General features: G+C 68.0%; 19 protein-coding genes and 1 pseudogene. 12 read left to right on the top strand and 8 right to left on the bottom strand.

Going from position 1 to position 22525, the window contains the following annotated elements; all coding sequences use genetic code 11:
• The first annotated feature begins 20 nt into the window (after positions 1-20).
• The 6 genes and pseudogenes from OX958_RS28625 to OX958_RS28645 all read left to right on the top strand — a co-directional run bounded on the left by OX958_RS28625 (position 21) and on the right by OX958_RS28645 (position 4997).
• Positions 21-1298 (top strand): LysM peptidoglycan-binding domain-containing protein, encoded by a 1278-nt coding sequence (locus OX958_RS28625; protein ID WP_270132983.1) that lies wholly within the window; start codon positions 21-23, stop codon positions 1296-1298.
• A gap of 1 nt (position 1299) precedes the next feature.
• Positions 1300-1824: an Rv3235 family protein gene (locus OX958_RS28630; protein ID WP_270132986.1), complete on the top strand. Its 525-nt coding sequence runs from the start codon at positions 1300-1302 to the stop codon at positions 1822-1824.
• A 125-nt stretch (positions 1825-1949) separates the two neighbouring features.
• Positions 1950-2954, top strand: coding sequence for a VanW family protein (locus tag OX958_RS28635; RefSeq protein ID WP_270132987.1), 1005 nt, complete (start codon positions 1950-1952; stop codon positions 2952-2954).
• Positions 2955-3322: 368 nt separating this feature from the next.
• Positions 3323-3430: pseudogene (locus OX958_RS35290) on the top strand (AraC family transcriptional regulator); the annotation flags it as partial.
• A gap of 99 nt (positions 3431-3529) precedes the next feature.
• Complete coding sequence (locus tag OX958_RS28640; RefSeq protein ID WP_270132989.1) at positions 3530-3904, top strand: helix-turn-helix transcriptional regulator; 375 nt, start codon at positions 3530-3532, stop codon at positions 3902-3904.
• A gap of 10 nt (positions 3905-3914) precedes the next feature.
• Positions 3915-4997, top strand: coding sequence for an aminoglycoside phosphotransferase (locus OX958_RS28645; RefSeq protein WP_270132990.1), 1083 nt, complete (start codon positions 3915-3917; stop codon positions 4995-4997).
• Here the strand turns inward: OX958_RS28645 and OX958_RS28650 are convergent.
• From OX958_RS28650 to OX958_RS28675, 6 genes are read right to left on the bottom strand one after another with little or no spacing between them, the layout of a single operon-like run.
• A complete protein-coding gene (locus OX958_RS28650; protein WP_270132991.1) occupies positions 4981-7023 on the bottom strand; it encodes a hypothetical protein in 2043 nt (680 codons plus the stop codon). The genes OX958_RS28645 and OX958_RS28650 overlap by 17 nt on opposite strands.
• The gene (locus OX958_RS28655) at positions 7020-8078 is read right to left on the bottom strand and encodes a glycoside hydrolase family 130 protein (RefSeq protein ID WP_270132992.1); all 1059 of its coding nucleotides are present in this window, start codon (positions 8076-8078) and stop codon (positions 7020-7022) included. Before OX958_RS28655 ends, OX958_RS28650 begins: the two co-directional genes overlap by 4 nt.
• A 21-nt stretch (positions 8079-8099) precedes the next feature.
• Positions 8100-8942 (bottom strand): carbohydrate ABC transporter permease, encoded by an 843-nt coding sequence (locus OX958_RS28660; protein ID WP_270132994.1) that lies wholly within the window; start codon positions 8940-8942, stop codon positions 8100-8102.
• A complete protein-coding gene (locus OX958_RS28665) occupies positions 8939-9856 on the bottom strand; it encodes a carbohydrate ABC transporter permease (protein WP_270132995.1) in 918 nt (305 codons plus the stop codon). Before OX958_RS28665 ends, OX958_RS28660 begins: the two co-directional genes overlap by 4 nt.
• A complete protein-coding gene (locus OX958_RS28670; RefSeq protein WP_270132996.1) occupies positions 9853-11142 on the bottom strand; it encodes an ABC transporter substrate-binding protein in 1290 nt (429 codons plus the stop codon). Before OX958_RS28670 ends, OX958_RS28665 begins: the two co-directional genes overlap by 4 nt.
• Positions 11139-12167, bottom strand: coding sequence for a LacI family DNA-binding transcriptional regulator (locus tag OX958_RS28675; protein ID WP_270132998.1), 1029 nt, complete (start codon positions 12165-12167; stop codon positions 11139-11141). The genes OX958_RS28670 and OX958_RS28675 overlap by 4 nt, the downstream gene beginning before the upstream one ends.
• A 306-nt stretch (positions 12168-12473) precedes the next feature.
• Here OX958_RS28675 and OX958_RS28680 point away from each other — a divergent pair, with 306 nt between their 5' ends.
• The 6 genes from OX958_RS28680 to OX958_RS28705 are packed head-to-tail and all read left to right on the top strand — an operon-like array spanning position 12474 to position 18578.
• Positions 12474-13283, top strand: a complete 810-nt coding sequence (locus tag OX958_RS28680) for an endo alpha-1,4 polygalactosaminidase (protein ID WP_270132999.1) — start codon at positions 12474-12476, stop codon at positions 13281-13283.
• A 46-nt stretch (positions 13284-13329) separates the two neighbouring features.
• The gene (locus tag OX958_RS28685) at positions 13330-14610 is read left to right on the top strand and encodes an ABC transporter substrate-binding protein (RefSeq protein WP_270133002.1); all 1281 of its coding nucleotides are present in this window, start codon (positions 13330-13332) and stop codon (positions 14608-14610) included.
• Positions 14610-15533, top strand: coding sequence for a carbohydrate ABC transporter permease (locus OX958_RS28690; RefSeq protein ID WP_270133005.1), 924 nt, complete (start codon positions 14610-14612; stop codon positions 15531-15533). The genes OX958_RS28685 and OX958_RS28690 overlap by 1 nt, the downstream gene beginning before the upstream one ends.
• A complete protein-coding gene (locus OX958_RS28695; RefSeq protein ID WP_270133008.1) occupies positions 15530-16348 on the top strand; it encodes a carbohydrate ABC transporter permease in 819 nt (272 codons plus the stop codon). The genes OX958_RS28690 and OX958_RS28695 overlap by 4 nt, the downstream gene beginning before the upstream one ends.
• Before the next feature lie 53 nt (positions 16349-16401).
• Complete coding sequence (locus tag OX958_RS28700) at positions 16402-17280, top strand: carbohydrate kinase family protein (RefSeq protein ID WP_270133011.1); 879 nt, start codon at positions 16402-16404, stop codon at positions 17278-17280.
• Positions 17277-18578: an alpha-glucosidase/alpha-galactosidase gene (locus tag OX958_RS28705; RefSeq protein WP_270133014.1), complete on the top strand. Its 1302-nt coding sequence runs from the start codon at positions 17277-17279 to the stop codon at positions 18576-18578. The genes OX958_RS28700 and OX958_RS28705 overlap by 4 nt, the downstream gene beginning before the upstream one ends.
• On the opposite strand, the gene OX958_RS28710 is transcribed toward OX958_RS28705, so the two are convergent.
• Together OX958_RS28710 and secA are read right to left on the bottom strand one after the other, a co-directional pair.
• Positions 18568-19521: an NAD(P)H-dependent flavin oxidoreductase gene (locus OX958_RS28710; RefSeq protein WP_270133017.1), complete on the bottom strand. Its 954-nt coding sequence runs from the start codon at positions 19519-19521 to the stop codon at positions 18568-18570. The genes OX958_RS28705 and OX958_RS28710 overlap by 11 nt on opposite strands.
• A gap of 74 nt (positions 19522-19595) precedes the next feature.
• Complete coding sequence (secA, locus tag OX958_RS28715; protein ID WP_270133018.1) at positions 19596-22496, bottom strand: preprotein translocase subunit SecA; 2901 nt, start codon at positions 22494-22496, stop codon at positions 19596-19598.
• Positions 22497-22525: the final 29 nt, after the last annotated feature.

Below are 22525 nucleotides of genomic sequence, written 5' to 3' on the forward strand. Positions count from 1 at the left end.
TAGGTCGGAGGTCAAAGCCGATGAACGCAACGATTCGGGGACTCAAGGGATTGCTCGCGCTCAGCGCTCTGGCCGTCCTCGGCCTGCTGCTGCGCTGGGTGACCTCGGGCTCGATCGCCGCGGCGACCACCCACGACCTGACCTCGATGGCCTCACTCACGATCGGCGCGGTGGCCTGGGTCGCCTACGGCTGGCTCGTCGTCGCGGTGCTCGCCACAGTCCTGGAGCAAGCCCCCGGAGCCCTTGGTCGCGGTGCCTCGGTGGTCGCCACCCGCATCACGTCCCAAGGCTCGCGAGCCCTGCTCCGCTCGGCTCTAGGGGTAGCGGCGGTCACGCCACTCACCGTGGGCATCGCCCAAGCGACGCCCGGAGACGGCCCGTACCGCGACACCGAGCCCCGCTCGACCGTTCAGCTCACCGGCGACTCCACCGCCGCCGGTATTCGCCCGTGGACCTCTGTCGAGCCCCGCTCGAGGATCAGCCTTACGGGGGAAGCCCGTACCGCGGGTCGGTCTAGCGCGCCGCAGCCTGCCTCACCTCAGACGCAGACAACCCGGGCGACTCGTGGCGGCGCCGAGGTGCGGTCAGCCCCTGCCGCACAGATTTCGCCGTCCGGCGCCCGCCCGTGGAGCGCGGTCGAGCCTCGGTCGACCGTCGAGATCGGCGGCGCGCCGGACAGCTTCTCGCACTCGCGGTCCAGCGAGTCGCGTCCTGCCGAGGACTCACCGGCTGACTGGCGGGCTACCGAGAAGCCGTCCTCGATCGAGGTGACCGGGGAGGGCGCCGAGAAGCCTCCGGTCGCCTCCTCGCACTCGCGATCCAGCGGGTCGCTTCCTGCCGAGGACTCACCCGCTGGTCGCCCGGCTGCCGAGAAGCCGTCCTACATTGAGGTGACCGGGGAGGCGATCGAGAAGCCTCCGGTCAGCTCGACCCGGACCGGTGGTGAGCCTCGTACACCGCCCGCGAGTGGTAAGCCCGTGCAGAAGCGGCCGAGCGGACCAGTCGCCGTGCCGGATCGTCCGACCGCCGGCGCTCCGACTCGCTACACGCATCTGCAGTCGGGCCGGCTCACCCGCTCCGCCTCTCACCTCGTCAAGCAAGGCGACTCGCTCTGGTCCATCGCGGCCGCCGAACTGGGCCCCACCGCGACCGACGAAGCGATCGCCGCCCGCTGGCCGCAGTGGTACGCCGCCAACCGCCACCTGATCGGTCCAACCCCCGACCTGATCCACCCCGGCCAGGTGCTTACCGCGCCGGCGCCGGTCCACCCCGTGCCGCCAACCCACCAGGAGAAGTGACATGAGCAACCACGCCACCCTCACCGCCGTCCGATCCCTACCGGCCCCGGCCACGCGCATATCCCGGCGCCGCGTCCACGCCGCAACCCCCATCACACAAGGCGCTCTGGCCCTGCACTACCAAGATGCGCCAGAGCTCCATCCCGTCCCGACGCCGCCAGTACTGCGGCTGGTCCCGACCGGCCCGTCGCTGCCGGACGCCCAAGCCTGGGCGACTCGCCTGGTGCAGGCAGTCGCCGAAGTACTCGCCGGTGATCGCCCGATCGGGCAGTTGATCCGGTTCACCGACACGGTCGTGTTCAGCGATCTCAACCGGCGGGTCCGGGTCCTCGGCCTGACCACGACCGCCAACGGCCGCAGCACCAAGGAGCGCAGCGCCGTCCGCTCGGTCCACGTCTTCAGCCCTGCGACGGAGGTCGCGGAGGTCTCTGCCCATATCCGCTACGGCGACCGGTCCCGCGCGATGGCACTCCGTCTCGAGGTGCACCGAAACCGCTGGATCTGCACCGCTCTCGAACTCGGCTGACCTCCACGGCGTCGTACCGGTGCGCAACCCGATCGTGCAGTCGCTGTCACGAAGCTGTCGTACGACCGGGCGTAGCGTTGCGAGGTCGGTCAGGGGGATCGATCCAGTCCGTTCCGGGGGAACGTATGCACAACAGCACCACCACCGGCCACGCCCACGCCGACGCCGACGCCGACGAGAGCAGTGAGCGCACACCGACCGGTTCCGACCAGCTCATGCTCAGGCCGGAGGAGCAGATTCAGCTGACGCCGGCCGAGTTGGCACGACTCCTGCCTCGGGGTGGGAAGCAGCGTTGGTCGGAGCGAGTGCCGGCGCTGTATCCGCTGGCAGTGCGGTACCACCGGGCTCGGCGAAGAGTGGAGTGGCTGCGATCCGATACGCCGTACGCGCGGATCAGGCAGGGGGAAGATCTGCCGGTTCGAGTGAAGCGGCACAACTCGCTGCTGCTGCGCCAGCTCGGCGAGACCGACATGTGGATGCAGCACAACAAGGTGACCAACCTGAAGCTTGCCTGCGCGCAAGTCGACGGCGTACTGATCAGGCCGGGTAAGACGTTCTCCTTCAACAAACTGGTCGGCAACGCGACGCGGCGCAAGGGCTACGTGAAGGGCATGCGCCTGTCCAACGGCGAGGCGCGCTCAGGCATCGGCGGCGGGATCTGCCAGCTGGCGAATCTGCTGCACTGGATGGCTCTGCACTCACCTCTCACAGTGACCCAGCGCTCGACCCACAGCTTCGATCCGTTCCCGGACAACGGCCGCGTGCTTCCGTGGGGAGTCGGCTGCAGCATCGTTTACAACTATGTCGATCTCCAGTTCCGCAACGACACCGACCAGACCTTCCAGCTCCGAGTCGGCGTCGGCGAGCGCTACCTGGAAGGCGAGATCCGTGCCGAACAACCCACCACCCGGTCCTACCGCGTCTTCGCCCGCGGCGAACGCTTCCTCCGCGCCGGCACCAATTACTACCGCCGCAACGAGATCTGGCGAACCGTCCGAGACCGCCGTACCGGCGCCTCCCTCGAAACCCACCTGATCCGCGAGAACGTTGCCCTGGTCAAGTACGTCCCCACCGAGGCCGACATCCTCGATGTAACCCTTCCCCTCGATCAGCAGCCGACTACCGGCTGAACTCTTTCGTCCGCCTGGCGGTAGAGGGCGACCACACACCACTCGCCACCCGCAGTCCCGGCGGGTCGGCTTGTGCTTGAGCTTGGTGGGTCGGCTTGTGCTTGAGCTTGGTGGGTCGGCTTGTGCTTGAGCTAGGCGGGTCGGCTTGTGCTTGAGCTGGGCGGGTCGGGGTGTGCTTGAGCTGGGCGGGTGGTGCTCGTCGGAAACGGGGCTCGGGTAGGAGGCGAAGGAATGTCGGTGGGGGGTTGCAGACTGTGGGGGTGGGTTTGGAGACGGTTTATCGGGAGCGGGCGGCGGTGTTGCCGGGGGCTGTGTTGTGGGCTCGTACTGCGGATGGTGAGGCTTATCGGGTTTTGCCGGACGGGTGTATGGATCTGCTGTGGATCGAGGGGGAGCTTGCGGTGGCTGGGCCTGACAGCCGGGCGCATGTGGGGGCTGCTGAGGCTGGGGTTCGGATTGCGGGGTTGAGGTTTGCGCCGGGGGCGGCGCCGGGGTTTCTGGGGGTTCCTGCTCGGGAGGTGCTGGATCGGCTGGTGCCGTTGAGTGAGGTGTGGTCGCCGGGGCGGAGTCGGCGGTTGGCGGATCGGATCGGGCGGGCTGCGGTTCCGGCGTTGGCTCTGGAGGAGGTTGCGGCCGAGGTGTTCGAGGTGGCGCCTGATCGGCTGGTGGGGCAGGTGGTGCGCGGGGTTCGGCGGGGGTTGGCGGTGCCGGATCTGGCGGGCAGTGTCGGGTTGAGTGAGCGGCAGTTGTATCGGCGGTGTCTGGATGCGTTCGGGTACGGGCCGAAGATGCTGGATCGGGTGTTGCGGCTGAATGTCGCGCTGGATCGGGCGCGGGCGGGGTTGTCGTTCGCGGAGGTTGCCGCGCGGACGGGGTACGCGGATCAGGCTCACTTCACTCGCGAGGTGAAGGCGCTGGCGGGTGTGCCGCCGCGAACCTTGCTGGCCTGACAATCGAGGTATGAGTTTCTCGTACGACGCAGCCCGCGGTGCCGGACGTGGCAGGCCGGCCACGCCGCTTCGTCACAATCTGCTGAACGCTGTCACCGCGAAGGTCGAGCGGGTCACTGGCGAGGACGGCAATACGTTCATCCGCAAAGAGCTTCGTCGGCCGTGTGCAGCGGGAGTTGGTGGCGCGGGCGAGGTGGGGCTGGGTGGGTGGGCGGCTTCTGAGGCGCCTCGGCATTGGAACTACTGGCGGCGTGAGGTTGAGGTCTATCGGGACGCTGGGGTGCGGGAGCGGTTGACCGGGACCGGGTTGGGGCTGCCGGAGGGTGGGGTGGAGGAGTTCTCCGGGGGCGCGGTGCTTTGGCTGGAGGATGTCGCTGGTCGGCCGGGGACGGAGTTCGCGTTGGCGGATCACGCTGCGCTGGCGCTCGGGTGCGGACGGTGGCAGGCGAGGCCGGCGCCGGAGCGGGAGTGGACGTCGACGGGGTTCCTGCGGGACTACTCGACCACCCGGGACGTGCCTTGGGAGGTGCTCGATGACGATGCGGCGTGGAGGCAGCCGCTGGTGGCCGACAGCTGGCCGGCGGGCTTGCGAAGGGCCTGGGCAGAGTTGGTGGCGCATCGCGGCGAACTGCTGACGATTGTCGAGCAGTCGCCGCGAGCTCAGTGTCATCTCGATCTGTGGGTGTCGAACGTGATCCGTCGGCCGGACGGTGAGATCGCCTTGCTGGATTGGGCTTTCACCGGGGACGGAGCGCTCGGTGAGGACATCGGCAATCACATTCCCGATGCGGTGTTCGATCTGTTCTGGCCGGCCGAGCGGATCGGTGAGCTGGCGGAGACCTGTCTCGGCAGCTACCTGGAAGGCCTTCGTGAGGGTGGTTGGCGGGGCGAGCCGGCGGTCGTACGGCGGGCAGTGATGGCGTCGATGGTCAAGTACGCCTGGTTGCTTCCTCTGGTGCTCGCCAAAGCCGCCAACCCGTCACACGCGGCGTACCACCAGCAGGTGGACAGTCAGCGGCTCTTCCAGCAGCGCGGGTTGGCGTTCGAGTTCGTGGCCGACTGGGCTGCTGAAGCGCTCAAAGGACGACGGTGAAACCTCCCGGCAAGACGGGTGCGCTGAAGGTCTTCGCTGTCGTGGTGAACCGGGATTTGAGCTTGCCGCTGCTGTCGTAGGCCGTCACTACACTGCGTCGGCTGGTGGCACGTGTGACCTTGTACGAGCGTGGGTGGGTGTCGGCGCTACTCAGCAGGGCGGTTGTGCCCAGCTGGAGCTTGGAGATGAGTGGCAGGAGCAGTACTGCGTCCACTCGCCGGCCAGCGGCAGATGAAGCGCCGGAAGCCGACGTGCCCGCAAGAGGCGCAGCGGTCGCGGTCAACTGAGTCGCACCGGGCGGAAGTACTCGCGGCAGAGTGCGTGGAAGGAGCGCGCCCGGAGCCGCCGACTCGCCCTGCGGGCCGCCGGTGCCGTGGTTGAGCGAGCCAAGGACGCGGTTGTTGCTTGACCACGTCGTTCGACCCGCCTCGCGGTCGGGAACCACGTCGATGACGGGCAGCGCCAACTGCGGCTGGTCGGAGCTGGGCAGCGTCCACGTCGCGGTGCTGCCAGACGTGAAGGCGACGTAGGAGTTGTTGCTCCATTGGGATTCGCCGGTCCAGGGAGACTGCGGGGTGACGATCGTGGCTCCTGCAGAAAGAGTTGCCGCCTCTGCCTCGACGGTGTGCAGGCCGGCCAGGGTCCGGGGCGCGGGCCCGAGAGTGCGAGCCTGCTTGGCCAGCGACGGGTTGGCGTCCAGGGCCAGCATGGAGAGCAGCCCGTGGATGGTGGATTCGGCGCCGGAGTTGCGGTTGATCACGCCCTCGCCGGAGATTCCGTCGTAGGTGCGGCCGGTAGCCGGGTCGTACATCGGCGCCCCGGCCGGGTTCGCGCCGAAGTACCAGGCGGCGACGAAAGCGGCGACCTGTCGAAGGCCGGGACGGTCCGCAACTTCAGCGACTCCCAGCAGGGCTTGCAACCGAGCATCGACTCCGTACGCGATCTGGGTGCGGTCGATCGGTGCAGGCAGCCAGCCGTTGTCCGGACCGCCTGCAGTCATCAGCAGCGGAGTGAACCCGGCAGTGTCACCAAGCGCCGGGCCAAGCAGCCGCGGCGACCGCAGTACTGCGGAAGCAGCCGCCAGCGCTGACGACATCTGTGCACCCCACGCGTGCCAATCCGAGATGGACTCACCCCAAGGCAGCAGCGCCCGGAACGGCCAAGTCCGAGTGTCCCCCGCACCCATCGCGGCGACAGCCTCGGCGAAGCGTTCCAACGCCCGCCGTGCGCGAGCAGAGCGACCATCAGAACCAACATAGGCGGCCAACCCGAGCACTGCTTCAGATGTCGCGTCAGCACCGGCAACGATCAGCCACGCCGGGACACGGCGTCCGTCAACGACGTTCCACTGGCCGTAGTGCACCAGCACCTGCCGCTCCAGCGCAGCGATCGCCAACTCGAGCCGCGCCCGCAGGAACGCGGCAAACCTACGGTCGACAGAGCGGAAGACCGCGTACCCCTCCCCCAGCGCCCAGACCGTCCTAGCCAGCCAGTACGACGCGGCAGAGTCCGACGGGTCAGGCAACTCCACGGGGTCAGCGCTGGGGTTGAGCGTGCCATCCGGCTGCATCCACAGCACCACGTTGCCCGCGTTGACTCCATCGGTCGTCTGCAGGAACGTCAGCCCCCGCAACAGCCCGTACGCCGCCTGCCGGCTGTGCGCGTCGCCCATCGCCGAGTAGTGCCGCAGGTAGACGACCGCAGCGCGGGCAAGGTCGTCAGCGTTGTAGGCGCCTTGCCCGTAGGTGTTGGTCGAGGGGTCGAAGGTCCCGCCCCCGATGCGGGCATAGGAGCCGTCGTCCCGGCGATCGGCATACGTCCACAGCACTCCCACCGGCCCCGACCCGTACGTCGAGTGCCCGGCTGCCGAAGGTGGAGAGACGGCATCACCCAGGTAGTCGAGGTGAGCCAGGTTGGTCAATGAAGGCGAACCGGCAGACGTGGCGGAGGCGGAGACAGCCGGAACACCGGAGACAGCGGCAGCGGCGAGCGACCCGCCGAGGACGGCGCGACGGCTGACCGTCATGACAACCGGTCCAAGCGAGCTACGCCGATCTTGGCATCGGCCATCCCGTAGAAGACGTAGTGCACCCCGTCGACCTCCTCGATCGCGGTCGGGAACACCACGTTGCCCACCGTGCCGATGCGTTCCTCCTCGGTCTCCGGGACCAGGATCGGCTCCTCGGTCCGCGCGATCACCCGGCTGACGTCCTCGAAGTCGAGCAACAGCGCACCCGCGGCGTAGCTGACCTTCTGCGTCGTCGGATCGAACCCCTGGGGCTGCTCGCCGGTCACGCCGTGATGGATGACGAGCCATCCCTCCGGCACCCGCAGCGGCGCGGGCCCGGCGCCGATCTTGAGCTCCTCGAACGGGTACTCCGACATCGCCACCAGCCGGTGTCCACGCAGGTGCACCAGGTTGCGCAGATCGCGCTCGACCTCCGACACGGGCACGTACGAGATCCAGATCCCCGGCCGGTCGTCCTTCACCCCGGCCGGCAGGTGCACGCCCTCGCCCTCGCGGAACCAGCCCAGGTCCCACATCGGCCGATGCAGCATCGCGTACGCGGGCCGGCCGTCGGGACCGGGCACCGGCTCGGGGAAGAACACCGTGTCCTTGTTCGGGAACAGGTTGAGATCGGTGTCCAGGTCAGCCTGGTACTCGAAGTGCAACGGTCCCAACCGGGTCCAGGTCCGCAGGTCCTCCGAGACCGCCAGCGCCGGTTTCGGACCCAACGGACCGTAGGCGACGTACGTCATCACGTGTTTGCCGAGCGACGGGATCCAGGTCACTCGGGGATCCTCGACACCCGCGTTGTTCAGCCCACGCTCCCAGCCCTCGTCGGGGGCCAGCACCACACCTTCGCGGGACACCCCGGTCGGTACGCCGTCGGTCAGCGCCACCTCGGCCAGGCCGACGCGCGATACGTTGCCCGGAGCAACCAGTCGCGGCAGCAGGTACAGCCGTCCGTCCGGGGTGTGCCCCGAGGCGGGGTTCAGCACCCCTTCGGACTCCAGTTCGTTGCCTGGCTCCGGCGTCATCACGACACCGAGGCGCGTCAGAGTATAAGGAACAGTCACAGCGGAAGACCCTTTCGGAAACTAGCCCTTGACCCCGGACTCGAGGCTGGACGAGATGAAGCGACGCTGGAAGACGATGAACATCCCGATCGCGGGAGCGGCCAGGACGCAGGCCCCGGCCAGGACGGCGCCGAACGGGTTCGCCGCCCGCGCCGACACGGTGGTCAGGTAGTTCGACAACGACACCGCGAGCGGCTGCAGATCTTGTTGTTTGGTGATCAGGAACGGCCACAGGAACTCGTTCCACGGCCCGATGAAGGTCAGCAGTACGCCGGTCAGCAAGGCCGGCTTGACCAGCGGGATCGCCACCCGCCAGAGGATGTTCAGCTCCCCCGCGCCGTCGATCCGGGCCGCGTCGAACAGCTCCTGCGGCAGTTGCAGGAAGTACTGCCGGAACACGAACACCGCGGTCGAGTTGATCGCGAACGGCGCGATCATGCCCAGGTAGGAGTCGGCCAGCCCGTAGCTGCGCACGATCAGCACGTAGAGCGGGATGGTCAGCAACTGGAACGGGACCACCTGGACCAGCAGCATCAGGTTGAAGACCGCGCCCCGGCCACGGAACTGCAACCTGGCCAGCGCGTAGCCGGTCAGCACGCCGAAGACCAGGGTGCCGAGGATGACTCCGCCGGTGAAGATGCCGGAGTTCAGCAACGACCGGCCGAGGTCGATCGCCGCGTTGATCTCGGTGTAGTTCTTGCCGGTCAGGTTGCCAGGCGACGGGAATGCACCCTTCACCGACGGGTCGGGCTCGGCCTGCAGACTGCCGATCAGCATGTAGTAGAAGGGAAACAGGAACACGAAGGCACCGACCAGCAAGGTCAGGAACCGCCACGGACTCTTTCTCGACGGGCTCTGCTTCATCGGTCCTCCCGCCCCACGAACCGGCGTTCGGCCAGAGCCAGCAGCAGCACGCCGATCACCAGCAGGACGCCGATCGCCGAGCCGATGTCGGGATTGCCCTGCTCGATCCCCTTCTGGTACATGATCAGCACCGGCGAGGCCGAGGCACCGTCAGGACCGCCGCCGCCGGTCAGCAGGTAGGGCTCGGTGAACAGGTTCGCCCCGGTCACGGTCGCCAGCAGGACGACCAGCGTCGTGGCCGGCCGCACCCCCGGCACGGTGACGTTCCAGAACGACTTCAGCCGCCCGGCGCCGTCCATCGACGCCGCCTCGTACAGATCCTTCGAGACGTTCTGCAAGGCGGCCAGGTAGAGCAGGATGAAGAAGCCGAGCTGCTTCCAGGTCACGTAGAACGCCACCGTCGGCATCGCGAGCGCCGAGTTCACCAGCCAGGACGGATCGGGCGCGAGCGGGCCGAGGAGGCGGTTGACCAGGCCGTCGGAGTTGAACAGGAACAGCCAGACCCCCACCACGGCCACCGACGCGGCGACGTACGGGACGTAGTAGCTGACCCGGAAGAACGTGCGCCAGCGGATCGCGGCGTTCAGGGCGTAGGCCAGCACCAGCGACAGGACGACGGTCAGCGGCACATTGATCAGCAGGAAGATGCCGACGTTGACGAACGAGCGCCGGACCGCTGGGTCGGACAGCACCGCGGCGTAGTTCGCGAAGCCGACCCACGGCCGCTCGACGATCGCGCCGGGCGCGGTGAAGAAGTAGTCGTGGAAGGACATGTAGACCGCGAACCCGAGCGGGTAGGCGAAGATCACCGCGAGGAAGACGACGTACGGGGTGACGAACGCGGTACCGATCGGCTGCTTGCCCAGGACCGAGCTCAGCACCCCGCCGCGCCCGCTCCGGCCGCGCGCACTCATGACCCGGCGGCGAGCTGGTCGACCTTCTGGACGGCGCCGTCGAGGGCAGCTCCCGGGTCCTGGGTTCCGAAGATGACGGACTTGGAGTACGCGTCGCGGAAGGTCTGCCAGATCGTGATCGAGTTCGGCACGTTCGGTACCTCGACGGTCCGGGCGGCCTGGTCGGCGAACTGCTGGTAGTCCGGGTTCTTGGTGAAGTACTCCGGGTAGGCGCCGGCCACGTCGTTGCGCAGCGGCATCTGCCCGGTGCCCTGCAGCAGCTTGCCGTCCTGCTCCTTGCTGGTGGCGAACTTCAGCACGTCCCAGGCGGTACCGCGGTTCTTGCACGCCGAGTACATCGCGACGTTCTTCGCGTCGCTGAAGGTGAAGGTGTCACCGGCGGGCTTCCCCGCCGACGTCGGCACCGGCACCGCGCCCCACTCGACCTTGCCCTTGTACGTCGCGATCGCCCACGGCCCGACGATCGCCATCGCGGCGGTGCCGTCGACGAACGAGTCACCGGTGTACTTCTCCTGCGACGCCAGCTTCTCGGCGTAGAGGGTCCGCCAGAAACCGGCCACCTTCTTGCCCTCCTCCGACGCGAACTGAGCCTTGCCGTCGGCAACCAGTTGCTTGCCGCCGGTCTCGGCCGCGAACAGCGGATAGAAATCGAACCAGGACTGGTAGAACTCGTTGCTCGGAGCCGGATAGATCGCGTACTTCGCGGCCTTCGAGGCGACGATCTTGCGCGAGGCCGCCAGGAACTCGTCGTACGTCGCCAGCAGGGGCTTGGCGGGATCGATCCCGGCCTTGGCGAAGACCGACTTGTTGTAGAAGATCATCACCGGATTGGCCTTCCACGGCAGCTGGTAGTACTTGCCGTCGGTCGACTTGTACTGCTCCGCGGTCTTGCCGCTGCGCTCCTCGACATACGCCTTGCCGTCCGCGAAGCTGTCGAGCGCCACCAGGCCACCCTGCTTCTGGAACTGCGAGACGGACGCGGGTGCGGTGTTGAAGATCAGGCAGGGCGCGTTGCCCGCCGTGATCGCGGCCCCGATCACCTCTTCGGAGCTCTTGCCGGCGGGGATCTCCTGGGCGGTCACCTTCTGGTCCGGATGCGCGCTGTTCCAGGCGGCGACCATCTGCTTGCCCCAGGCCACTTCCTCGGCGTTGTTGGACATCCAGACGGTGATCTCCCCCTTGGCCTGGGCGGCGGCCTCGGCGTCGCCGCCACCTCCACTGCCGCAGGCAGCCGTCGTACCGGCGAGACCGAAGGCCACCAACGCGGCCACGAGCTTGTGTTTCATGACTCCTCCAGAGTGGCGGTGGACCGCCGGATGATCAGCCGTGCGGGCGGCAGTTCCACATCGGGTACCGCACTGTCGCCGTCGATGAGCTGGTTGAGAGTGCGCGCGGCCGCCTCGCCGAAGGCGTACGGATCGGCGCGCACCGTGGTGAGCCCGGGATGGACGAACTCGGCGAGCTCGCTGTCGTCGAAGCCCGCGACACTGAGGTCGCCGGGCACGTTCAGGCCGGTCTGTTGCGCGGCGCCCATCCCGGCGATCGCCATCCGGTCGTTGGCGTAGACGATCGCGGTCGGCCGGTCGGGGAGCGCCAGCAACCGCTTGGTGGCCTCGATCCCACCCGCGCCGGTGAAGTCGCTGACCTCGATCCCCGCGGGCCGCAACCCCGCCTCGGTCAGCGCCGAGACGAAGGCATCGGTCCGGGCCGTGGCATGCACGAAGTCCTGGGGGCCGGCGACGTGCGCGATCCGGCGGTGGCCGAGCTCGATCAGGTGCTGGACGACCGCGATCGTGCCCGGCCGGTCGTCCAGACAGACCGCGGGGAACGGTGAATCGGCCTCCGGCCGGTTCAGGGTCACCGCGGGCAGCCCGAGGGAGGCCAGCAGCTCGATCCGGGGATCGTCGTGCCTGAGGTCGGAGAGGAAGACCCCGTCAACCCGGCCGTCCTGAGCCAGTCGCCGGTACCCCGCCGCCTCGTTCTCGCCGGGGGCGACCACCTGCAGCACGAGCGCCTGGCCCCGCGGCGCGAGCACGCTCTCGACCCCGCCGATGAAGGCCGGGAAGAACGGGTCCGAGGACAGCACTGCCGGGTCCCTGGTGATCACCAGACCGAGCGCGAAGGCCTTCGAGACCGACAGCGACCGGGCCCGGCTGCTCGGCCGCCAGCCCAGCTCGTCGGCGGCCGCCAGGATCCGGTCGACAGTGGCCTGGGCCAGGCCCGGCTTGCCGTTCAGCGCGAACGAGACCGCACCCTTCGAAACGCCTGCGCGGGTCGCCACATCCGCGATGGTCGGCCGTTCCTTGCTCATCTGCATCCCAGGATTGAGGGTTTAAACCGGTTTAGACAGCCACTAAACCGGTCCAAACCCTCGGCGTCAAGACTTCAGCAAGGATGCACAGGAATGCGCTAACCGAAGCTTTCCGCGCACTCCTTTGCAGTTTCCCTTGACGCTGCGGCAGCGGATCGCTTAACTAAGCCATCAGTGCCGGGCCTGTCGGGCCCACACTGCAGTGACGCACCCAGCCGGTAATGAACCCAGGTTCGAGCCCGGTTTCCAGGCGCCAGGGCGACGGCCCGAGGCGGGGTAGCGTCCCCTGGACCGATGGAGCCAATCGTGTCCCGTTTCCGTATCCGTCATCTGGTGGCAGTCGCCACGGCCGCCGCCCTCGCGACCGCTACCCTCGCCGCACTCTCCACCGACAACGCCGCCAGCGCGGCGACGACCCTGCCCCCGACCCATGCCAAGTTCGACTACCAGATCGGTGGCGCCTACACGCCGCCCGCCGGAGTCCAGGTCGTCACTCGCGACCGGACCGTCGCACCCGCGGCCGGCCTCTACAACATCTGTTACGTGAACGCCTTCCAGGTCCAGCCGGGCGAGCAGAGCCAGTGGCCGTCCGACCTGCTGCTGCGCGATGCCCAGGGCAACCTGGTCATCGACGAGGATTGGGGCGAGGCGCTGCTCGACATCCGCGGCGCCAAGGCCGCTCGCGTCGCCGCCAAGGTCAACGGCTGGATCGACGGCTGCGCGGCCAAGGGCTACAAGGCGATCGAGCCGGACAACTACGACAGCTACCTGCGCTCGAGAAACCTGATCAGCACCAGTCAGGCCAGGGCCTACCTGAAGTTGCTGGCCGACCACTCGCACTCGAGGAACCTGGCGATCGCCCAGAAGAACACCGTCGAACTGTCGCAGTACCGCGCCAGCATCGGTCTGGACTTCGCCGTCGCCGAGGAGTGCGGCCAGTACGACGAGTGCGGCGACTATGTCGCTGCCTTCGGCAACAACGTGATCGTGATCGAGTACACGAACTCCGGCCGGCAGAAGGCCTGCAGCGGGTTCGGCAGCCGGCTCAGCATCGTGCAGCGCGACGTGGACGTCTCCACGCCGGGCACCAGCGGGTACGTCCGCAAGACCTGCTGACCTGCTGACCTGTTCTTCCTCTCCTGCCAAGTCTTTGGGGTAAACCATGTCTTCACCAACCCGTCGTGACCTCCTTCGCGCCGCTGCCGTGCTGGCCGCCGCCGGCACTCTCGGTGCCTGCGGCAAGCCCGAGCAGGAGGAAGCCGGTGGCCTCGTCACCGTCGACCTCTGGCACGGCCAGACCGACACGGCCAAGAAGGCGCTCGACGCCTTGATCAAACAGTTCAACGACACCCACCCGTTGATCAAGGTCGTCGGCGGTGGCGGCGGGGTGACCGCGGACAGCATGCTGCAGAAGGTCACCGCGGGGCTGGCGGCGGGGTCCTACCCGGATATCGCGTACATCTTCGGGTCGGACCTCGCCAGCATGACCCGCAGCCCCAAGGTGGCCGATCTGTCGGCCGCGATGGATCTCGAGGACTGCTGGCCGGCCGCGCGCGAAGCGGTCACCGTGAAGGGCAAGGTGCGGGCAGCGCCCGCGCTGCTCGACTCCCTTTGCGTTGTCTACAACAAGAAACTCTTCGCCGCGGCCGGTCTGCCGGAGCCGAAGGCCGGCTGGACCTGGGACGACTTCACCAGCACCGCGCAGAAACTGAACAACCCGGCCAAGGGTGTCTTCGGCACCGGCTGGCCGGGGGTCGGTGACGAGGACACGGTCTGGCGGCTCTGGCCGATGATCTGGGACCTCGGCGGCAACGTGGTCAGCGAGGACGGCAAGTCCGTGGCCTTCGACAAGGTCGGCGAGCAGGTCCTCGGCACGCTCGACCGGTTGCGCTCCGACAAGTCGCTGTACGTCGATCCCAAACCCGGTGGTGAGCAGCTCTACCAGGTGTTCCTCGGCGGCCGGATGGGAATGGTTGCCACCGGCCCCTGGCAGTTGCCCGACGTGATCGACAAGGGCATCGACTACGGGGTCGTCCCGCTGCCGTCGTACTCGGGCAAGCCGATCACCATCTCGGGGCCGGACACCTGGACCGTGTTCGACAACGGCAAGGCGCGGGTCAAGGCGGCGGCCGAGTTCGTCAAGTGGCTGAACGATCCCCAGCAGGACGTCCGGTGGGACATCCAGGCCGGCAGCCTGCCGGTCAGCACGACGACCGCCGCGCTGCCCGAGTGGAAGAAGCACGCGGCCGGCACCAAGGGACTCCAGGTCTTCGTCGACGCGCTGGAGACCGCGAAGGTCCGGCCGACCATCACGCAGTACCCGCAGATCTCGCAGCAGCTCGGTCTGGCCACCGTTGCCGTGCTGCTGGGCAGAAAGTCCCCGAGTGACGCGCTCAGCGAGTGCGTCAAGCAGTGCAACGCGCTGCTGGCAGTGCCCAGCTGATGGCCAGTGTCGTCGGCACCTTCACGGTCGACCCCAGAGCCCGGCGGGCGGCCAAGCGGCGTACGCGGGGCGAAGGGGCGACCGCGTGGGCGTTCGTCAGCCCGTCGGTGCTGATCATTCTCGGGCTGAGCGTGGTGCCCGTGCTGTGGTCGCTGCTGCTGTCCTTCCAGTCCAACGACCTCGTCTCGCCGAGCGAGTGGGTGGGACTGGCCAACTACCAGGCTCTGTCGAAGGACCCCAACTTCGCCTCCGCCGTCCAGCACACGTTGATCTACGCGGCGTTGTACGTGCCGCTCAGTGTGGTGGGCGGATTGGCGATCGCGCTGATGCTCGACCGGCAGATCCGGTTCATCAGCCTCTACCGCACGCTGGTCTTCGTGCCGTTCGTGGTCTCGGCGGCCGCGCAGGGCGTGCTGTTCTCGTTCGTGCTCGATCCCGAGTTCGGGGCGGCCAACTCACTGCTGCACAAGCTGGGACTGCCTGCGCAGGGATTCTTCAGCGACCCGGGTCAGGCGCTCTACCTGCTCGTCGGGATCTCGCTGTGGAGCGGCACGGGCTTCTGCGTCATCGTCTATCTGGCCGCCCTGCAAGGGGTTCCGAACGAGCTGGTCGAGGCAGCGCGGATCGACGGCGCGAGCAAGGCCGGCGTACTGCGGCATGTCACGCTGCCGACGCTGACCCCGGTGACGATCTTCCTGGTGCTGTTCCAGACGATCAACGCGTTGCAGGTGTTCGACCTCGTCTTCGTCACCACCAAGGGCGGGCCGCTCGGCTCGACCACGGTGATCGTCTACTTCATCTGGGAGAAGGCGTTCAAGACCTTCACCGCGGGCTACAGCGCGGCCGCGGCGTACGCGCTGGCCGTCGCGCTGCTGGTCATCGGCCTCACGCTCCAGCTCTACCGCCGGAGGGCAGCGCGATGAAACGTCTTCCGTTCAGTGCCTGGCACTTCGTCCTGGCGCCACTGGCGTTGCTGTTCGCGTTGCCGCTGTTGTGGCTGCTGGTCAGCTCGGTGATGAGCAACGCGGAGATCAACCGGTTCCCGCCGGCGCTGATCCCGTCGGGGATCAACCTGGAGGGCTACCGGTTCGTGCTCGGGAACGCGCTGTTCCCGCGCTGGTTCCTCAACTCGTTCATCGTCTCGGCGGTCGCGGTGACCGCCAACCTCGTGCTCGGGTCGCTGGGTGGCTACGCCTTCGCGCGGATGCGGTTCGCCGGCTCGAAGGCGCTGCTCGGACTGATGCTCGCCACCATGGTGATCCCGTTCCAGCTGACGATGATCCCGACCTTCCTGGTGATGAAGGAGCTCGGCCTGATCGACACGCTGGGCGCGCTGATCGTGCCGTCGCTGGTGACGCCGTTCTCGGTGTTCCTGTTCCGGCAGTTCTTCGTCTCGCTGCCCCGCGAACTCGAAGAGGCCGCCTGGCTGGACGGTTGCGGGCGGCTGCGGATCCTCGTGTCCGTCGTCCTGCCACTGGCCCGGCCCGCGCTCAGCACGGTCGCGGTCCTGACGTTCCTGAGCACCTGGAACGACCTGACCTGGCCGCTGATCGCCATCAACCACGACACCAACTACACACTCCAGCTCGGCCTGACGACCTTCCAGGGCCAGCACCACACCCAGTGGGCGGCGGTGATGGCGGGCAACGTCATCACGGTGCTGCCTGTCCTGCTGGGGTTCTTGCTGGCCCAGAAGGCGTTCATCCGCTCGCTGGCCTCCACTGGATTAAAGGGCTGACAGATATGAGATCTTTTGACCTACTGGTCATCGGGGACGCAAACCCTGATGTAGTGATTGGTCCGGTTCCACATCCACTGCCGTTCGGGCAGCACGAGCGGCTGGTCGACAACGGCTCACTGGTACTCGGTGGCTCTGCCGCGATCATGGCGTGTGGCGCTGCCCGACTCGGGCTGAGTGTCGCCTTCGCTGGTCGCGTAGGTGACGACGCAGCAGGCGCCTTCGTCCGTACTGCGTTGCAGGAGCGCGGGGTCGACGTGTCGGCACTCGTCGTCGACGCGACGCTCCCCACTCCCCTGACGACCGTGCTGACCTCCGGTGGCGACAGGGCGATCCTCACTGCACCTGGCTGCTTGCCCGCCACCACCTCGTACGACGTACCGGCTGAGCTGTTGCGGTCTGTGCGGCACGTGCACGCTGCCTCGTTCTACTTGATGCCTGAGCTCGCTGGTGGGCTTGCGGCGCTGTTCAAGGAGGCGAAGAGCAACAAGGCGACCACGTCGCTCGACACCAACGACGACCCGAGTGGGCGGTGGGACCGCGTCGTACTGGACGCGGTGCTGCGGGTGACGGACATCCTGTTCCCCAACGCCGCAGAAGCGCAGGCCCTGACCGGGCACCCTGTGGTGGAGGACGCGGCCGGCATCCTCGCTCGGCGCGGACCACTGGTGGTGGTGAAGAACGGCGCCGCCGGGGCTCTGGCACACGACGGCTCGAAGCTGCTGTCGGTGCCTGCGCTCGCTGTGGAGCCAGTGGACACCGTTGGGGCTGGAGACAGCTTCGACGCGGGGTATGTGGCCGCAGTACTGAAGGGGCTCGGTCGGGAACGGGCATTGGAGATCGCGGCGGCCTGTGGGTCGTTGTCGACGCGGGCTGCCGGCGGTACTGCCGCGCAGGCCGACTGGGAGCTTGCTCTGGAGAGTGCACGATGACGAAGATCGCTTTCATCGGCGCCGGCAGCGTCGTCTTCACCCAAGGGCTGCTGGCCGACCTGTTCGGCTTCGCCGACCTGGGTGAGCTGCACATCGCCCTGCACGACATCGATCCTGAGCGCTTGGCGACCGCCGGCGGCGCCGCGGCGGCGATCGCGGCCGAGCGGGGGATGTCGCCACGGATCACCGAGCATCTGGACCGGCGGGCGGCCCTCGACGGGTGCGACTTCGTCATCAACATCATCCAGGTCGGGATGGGCGAGGCGACCCGGCTCGACTTCGAGATCCCCGCCCGGTACGGCGTACGGCAGACCATCGCCGACACGCTCGGCGCCGGCGGCGTGTCCCGCGCCCTCCGCACCTTCCCGGTACTGCGCGGTCTGGCGGCCGACATCGCGCAGGTCTGCCCCGACGCGTGGTTGCTGAACTACACGAACCCGATGGCGATGAACGTCTGGTACCTGAAGGCGCTCGGCGTGAAGAACGTCGTCGGGCTGTGCCACTCGGTCTACTGGACGATGCACGACCTGTCCGCGCTGGTCGGGGTGCCGTTGGACGAGGTGTCCTACCTGGCCGCCGGGGTGAACCACCAGGCGTGGGTCCTGCGGTTCGAGCACGAAGGTAGGTCGCTGTACCCGGCGCTGGACGAGCGCATCGCTCGCGATCCCGAACTGGCGCGCCGGGTGCGGGTCGACATGTACCGGCGGCTCGGGCACTATCCGACCGAGACGAGCGAGCACTCCTCGGAGTACGTGCCGTGGTACCTGCACGACGCGTCGGAGGTGGAGCGGCTGCGGCTGCCGGTGGGCGACTACCTGCGGATCGTGGAGGAGAACGTCGCTCTCTACGAAGGCACCCGGGACGCGTTGAAGGCCGGTGAGCCGCTGCCGGTCGAGGGAACGATGGAGTACGCGCCGCAGGTCATCCACAGCATCGTCACCGGGACTCCCCGGACGATCTACGGCAACGTGGTCAACCAGGGATCGATCTCGAACCTGCAGGACGGCGCGATCGTCGAGGTTCCCTGCCTGGTCGACTCCCTGGGGGTGCAGCCGACCTCCGTCGGCGCGTTGCCGGCGCAGTGCGCGGCGCTGAACCGCGCCTACCTCGGGGTCAACGAACTGGTCGTCCGGGCGGCGGTGGAAGAGGACCCGAGGGCGATCCGTCAGGCGCTGATGGTGGATCCGGCCACCTCGGCCGCTCTGACGGTTCCGCAGATCTGGGCGTTGGCGAACGACCTGGTAGATGCTCATAGCAACTACCTCGACCCCGCGTTGCGGGTACGGCTCAGTCTGTGAGCGCTGCTCGCAGCAGATCCTTGTAGGCGGCGAGATCGGCCAGGACCTCGGCCGCCGTGGTGGTCTTTCGGAGGGCGCCCACACCTTGGCCTGCGTACAGCGAGGCTGAGGTGGGGTCCGCTCCGCGGGTGGCGGCGACGTACTGCTGGTGGCCTTCGTCGTCGGACTTCAAGGCGTCCTCGCGGCCCTCCCAGGTGTCGTAGAAGGTGTTGCGGAGGGCGCGCCCGCCGTACTCGTCGGGCCAGCCGGCCCGGGAGGCCGCGTCGAAGACCGTGCCGTAGACGGTGTCGGTCTCGGTGGCCTCCAGGAGGCGTTGACGGGATGCATCGGGGGTCAGCGCCTCTTCGCAGGTGAGGAAGGCGGTGCCGATCCAGCCACCGGCGGCACCGGCAGCCAGTACTGCGGCCAGGCCGCGCGGCCCCGAGATGCCGCCACCGGCCAGCACCGGGAGGTCCGTCAGGTCGAGGATCGCTTGCAGCAGAGGCAGAGTGGCGACCTCGTTGCGCCCGTGGCCACCTGCTTCGGCGCCGCGGACGACGATCGCGTCGACTCCGGCCGCGATCGCTTCCTGGGCGTCGGCGACCGTGCCGGCCTGGGTGGCGACGACGATGCCGGCCGCGCGCAGGGGTTCGACGTACGGGGTGTAGTCGCCGAAGCTGAGCGAGGCCAGCGCCGGCTTCAGCTCCAGTACGGCGTCCAGGTGGTCGGGGTGGCTCTCGACCGACCAGGCCATCAAGCCGACGCCGTACGGCTTGCCGGTCGCCGCCGCGATCGCGCCTTCGGTGCGGATCCAGTCGGCCGACACCGCCGACCCGGCGCCGAGCATGCCCAGCCCGCCGGCCGCCGAGATCGCGCCGGTCAGCCGGCCGCCACTGACGTTCGCCATCGGGGCGCCGACCACCGGCACCGACAATCCGAACGTCTCCGTCAACCAGGTGGCCATCGGTCCACTTCCTCTCGCCCAAGCCGAAGGCCCGCCCCCAGCACAGGGACGGGCCTTCGAAGGTACTGCGTCGGTTACTTGTAGGCGTCCGAGGCCGGATCGCCGTGGCAGCGCTTGTACTTCTTGCCGGAGCCACACGGGCAGACCGCGTTGCGCGGCGTGCCCGGGAACTCCAGGGCGCCACCCTCGACCGCGTCGGTGTGCACCGACACCTCGTCGTCACCGTCGATCGTCGGCGCCGAGTAGGTCAGCCGCTGCGGCCGGCTCTCGTTGGACAGGCCCTTGGCGCGCAGCTTCGGGGTGTCCTGCGGCCGGTCCTCGTCGTCATCGGACTGACGGCCCGGGAATTCGGCGACCGGAGCACCCGGCACCAGGATGTCCTCGGCCTCGGTCTCCTCCAGCTCGGCCAGCTCCGCCTGCGCGGCCAGGTCGGCCTGCATCGCCTCGATGTCGACCTCGACGTTGAAGATGAACGCGACCGACTCCTCCTTGATGGACTCCATCATGGCGGCGAACATGTCGTAGCCCTCGCGCTGGTACTCGACCAGCGGGTCGCGCTGCGCCATCGCGCGCAGGCCGATGCCCTCACGCAGGTAGTCCATCTCGTACAGGTGCTCGCGCCACTTGCGGTCCAGCACGCTCAGCACCACCCGGCGCTCGAGCTCCCGCATCGCCTCGGTGCCGAGGGTCGCCTCGCGGCGCGCGTACGCCTCGCGGGCGTCGGTGATCAGCCGCTCGACCAGGAAGTCCTGGGTCAGCCCGGAGCGGTCGCCGCCGGCCTCCTGGACCAGCTCCTCCTCGGTCAGCTGGGTCTGGTACAGCGTCTTCAGCGCGGTGAACAGCTGGTCCAGGTCCCAGTCCTCGGCGAAGCCGTCGGCGGTCGCGCCCTGCACGTAGCCGGTGATGGTCTCGTCGAGCATGTCCAGCACCTGCTCCTGCAGGTCGGCGCCCTCGAGCACCCGGCGGCGCTCGGCGTACACGACGTGCCGTTGCCGGTTCATCACGTCGTCGTACTTGAGGATGTTCTTCCGGGTCTCGAAGTTCTGCGCCTCGACCTGCGACTGCGCCGACGCGATCGCCTTGGTGACGACCTTGTTCTCCAGCGGCACCGTGTCGTCGTCGTTGCGCGACATCGCCCAGTCGACCATCTCGCGCTTGAACAGGCGCATCAGGTCGTCCTCCAGCGACAGGTAGAAGCGGGACTCGCCCGGGTCACCCTGCCGGCCGGAACGACCGCGCAGCTGGTTGTCGATCCGGCGCGACTCGTGCCGCTCGGTGCCCAGCACGTACAGACCGCCGGCCTCGCGGACCTCGACCTGCTCGTCCTTGACCAGCTTCTCGAACTTCTCCAGGACCTTCGGGTACTCCGCCTCGTACTCCTCCGCGGACTCCACCGGGTCGATCCCCCGGGCGCGCAGGTCCTTGTCGGCCAGGTGCTCGGGGTTGCCGCCCAGGATGATGTCGGTACCACGGCCGGCCATGTTGGTGGCCACCGTGACGGCGTTCTTGCGGCCCGCCTCGGCGACGATCGCGGCCTCCCGCGCGTGCTGCTTGGCGTTCAGCACCTCGTGCGGGATGTTGCGCTTGCGGAGCTGGTTGGACAGCCGCTCGGACTTCTCCACGCTGGTGGTACCGACCAGGATCGGCTGCCCGGTCTCGTGCCGGGTCGCGATGTCCTCGACGACCGCCTCGAACTTGGCTTCCTCGGTGCGGTAGATCAGGTCGCGCTGGTCCTTGCGGACCATCGGCTTGTTGGTCGGGATCGGCACCACGCCGAGACCGTAGATCTTGGAGAACTCCGCCGCCTCGGTCTGTGCCGTACCGGTCATCCCGGCCAGCTTGTTGTACTGGCGGAAGTAGTTCTGCAGCGTGATCGTCGCGAGGGTCTGGTACTCCTCCTTGATCTCGACCTTCTCCTTGGCCTCGATCGCCTGGTGCAGACCCTCGTTGTAGCGGCGGCCGTGCAGGGTCCGGCCGGTGTGCTCGTCGACGATCAGCACCTCGCCGTCGACGACCACGTAGTCCTTGTCCTTGCGGAACAGGTCCTTGGCCTTCAGCGCGTTGTTCAGGTAGCTGATCAGCGGGGTGTTGGCCGACTCGTACAGGTTGTCGATCCCGAGCCGGTCCTCGACCTTCTCGATCCCGCGCTCGAGGATGGCGACGGTGCGCTTCTTCTCGTCCACCTCGTAGTCGGCGACCGGGCGCTGGTCCTCGGCGACCTTGTCGTCGGCGAACCGGGGCTTGAGCACGCCGGCCAGGTTCGCCATCTCGACGTACCAGCGCTGCGAGTCCTCGGCCGGGCCGGAGATGATCAGCGGGGTCCGGGCCTCGTCGACCAGGATCGAGTCGACCTCGTCCACGATCGCGTAGTTGTGCTCGCGCTGCACCAGGTCGCCGATGTCGTTGGCCATGTTGTCGCGCAGATAGTCGAAGCCGAACTCGTTGTTCGTACCGTAGGTGATGTCCTTGCCGTAGGCCAGCCGGCGCTCGGCCGGCGTCATCTCCGGCAGGATCACGCCGTAGTCGAGGCCGAGGAAGTGGTACACCCGGCCCATCCACTCGGCCTGGAAGCGGGCCAGGTAGTCGTTCACCGTGACCACGTGAACGCCCTTGCCGGACAGCGCGTTCAGGTAGGTCGGCAGGGTGCCGACCAGGGTCTTGCCCTCACCGGTCTTCATCTCGGCGATGTTGCCCAGGTGCAGCGCGGCCCCGCCCATGATCTGGACGTCGTAGTGGCGCTGGTGCAGGGTCCGCTTGGCGGCCTCGCGGACGACCGCGAAGGCCTCCGGCAGCAGACCGTCCAGGGACTCACCGTTGTCGACCCGTTGCTTGAAGTCGGCCGTCTGGGCGCGCAGCTCTTCGTCGGACATGCCGGTGAAGTCGTCCTCGATCGAGTTCACCACCTTGGCGATGGTCTCGAGCTTGCGAACGATCTTGCCCTCGCCGATCCGCAGTAACTTGTCGAACGCCTTCATCGTGGGGGGTCCACTCCTTGACTGTGCAG

The sequence above is a fragment of the Kribbella sp. CA-293567 genome, from assembly GCF_027627575.1.
Classification (GTDB): Bacteria; Actinomycetota; Actinomycetes; order Propionibacteriales; family Kribbellaceae; genus Kribbella.

Excerpts from the sequence above, each read along its gene's own strand:
- OX958_RS28635 (WP_270132987.1), top strand. The coding sequence starts at position 1,950 with ATGCACAACAGCACCACCACCGGCCACGCCCACGCCGACGCCGACGCC.
- OX958_RS28670 (WP_270132996.1), bottom strand. The coding sequence starts at position 11,142 with ATGAAACACAAGCTCGTGGCCGCGTTGGTGGCCTTCGGTCTCGCCGGT.
- OX958_RS28665 (WP_270132995.1), bottom strand. The coding sequence starts at position 9,856 with ATGAGTGCGCGCGGCCGGAGCGGGCGCGGCGGGGTGCTGAGCTCGGTC.
- secA (WP_270133018.1), bottom strand. The coding sequence starts at position 22,496 with ATGAAGGCGTTCGACAAGTTACTGCGGATCGGCGAGGGCAAGATCGTT.
- OX958_RS28690 (WP_270133005.1), top strand. The coding sequence starts at position 14,610 with ATGGCCAGTGTCGTCGGCACCTTCACGGTCGACCCCAGAGCCCGGCGG.
- OX958_RS28710 (WP_270133017.1), bottom strand. The coding sequence starts at position 19,521 with ATGGCCACCTGGTTGACGGAGACGTTCGGATTGTCGGTGCCGGTGGTC.
- OX958_RS28705 (WP_270133014.1), top strand. The coding sequence starts at position 17,277 with ATGACGAAGATCGCTTTCATCGGCGCCGGCAGCGTCGTCTTCACCCAA.
- OX958_RS28625 (WP_270132983.1), top strand. The coding sequence starts at position 21 with ATGAACGCAACGATTCGGGGACTCAAGGGATTGCTCGCGCTCAGCGCT.
- OX958_RS28695 (WP_270133008.1), top strand. The coding sequence starts at position 15,530 with ATGAAACGTCTTCCGTTCAGTGCCTGGCACTTCGTCCTGGCGCCACTG.
- OX958_RS28675 (WP_270132998.1), bottom strand. The coding sequence starts at position 12,167 with ATGAGCAAGGAACGGCCGACCATCGCGGATGTGGCGACCCGCGCAGGC.
- OX958_RS28645 (WP_270132990.1), top strand. The coding sequence starts at position 3,915 with ATGAGTTTCTCGTACGACGCAGCCCGCGGTGCCGGACGTGGCAGGCCG.
- OX958_RS28660 (WP_270132994.1), bottom strand. The coding sequence starts at position 8,942 with ATGAAGCAGAGCCCGTCGAGAAAGAGTCCGTGGCGGTTCCTGACCTTG.
- OX958_RS28685 (WP_270133002.1), top strand. The coding sequence starts at position 13,330 with ATGTCTTCACCAACCCGTCGTGACCTCCTTCGCGCCGCTGCCGTGCTG.
- OX958_RS28630 (WP_270132986.1), top strand. The coding sequence starts at position 1,300 with ATGAGCAACCACGCCACCCTCACCGCCGTCCGATCCCTACCGGCCCCG.
- OX958_RS28650 (WP_270132991.1), bottom strand. The coding sequence starts at position 7,023 with ATGACGGTCAGCCGTCGCGCCGTCCTCGGCGGGTCGCTCGCCGCTGCC.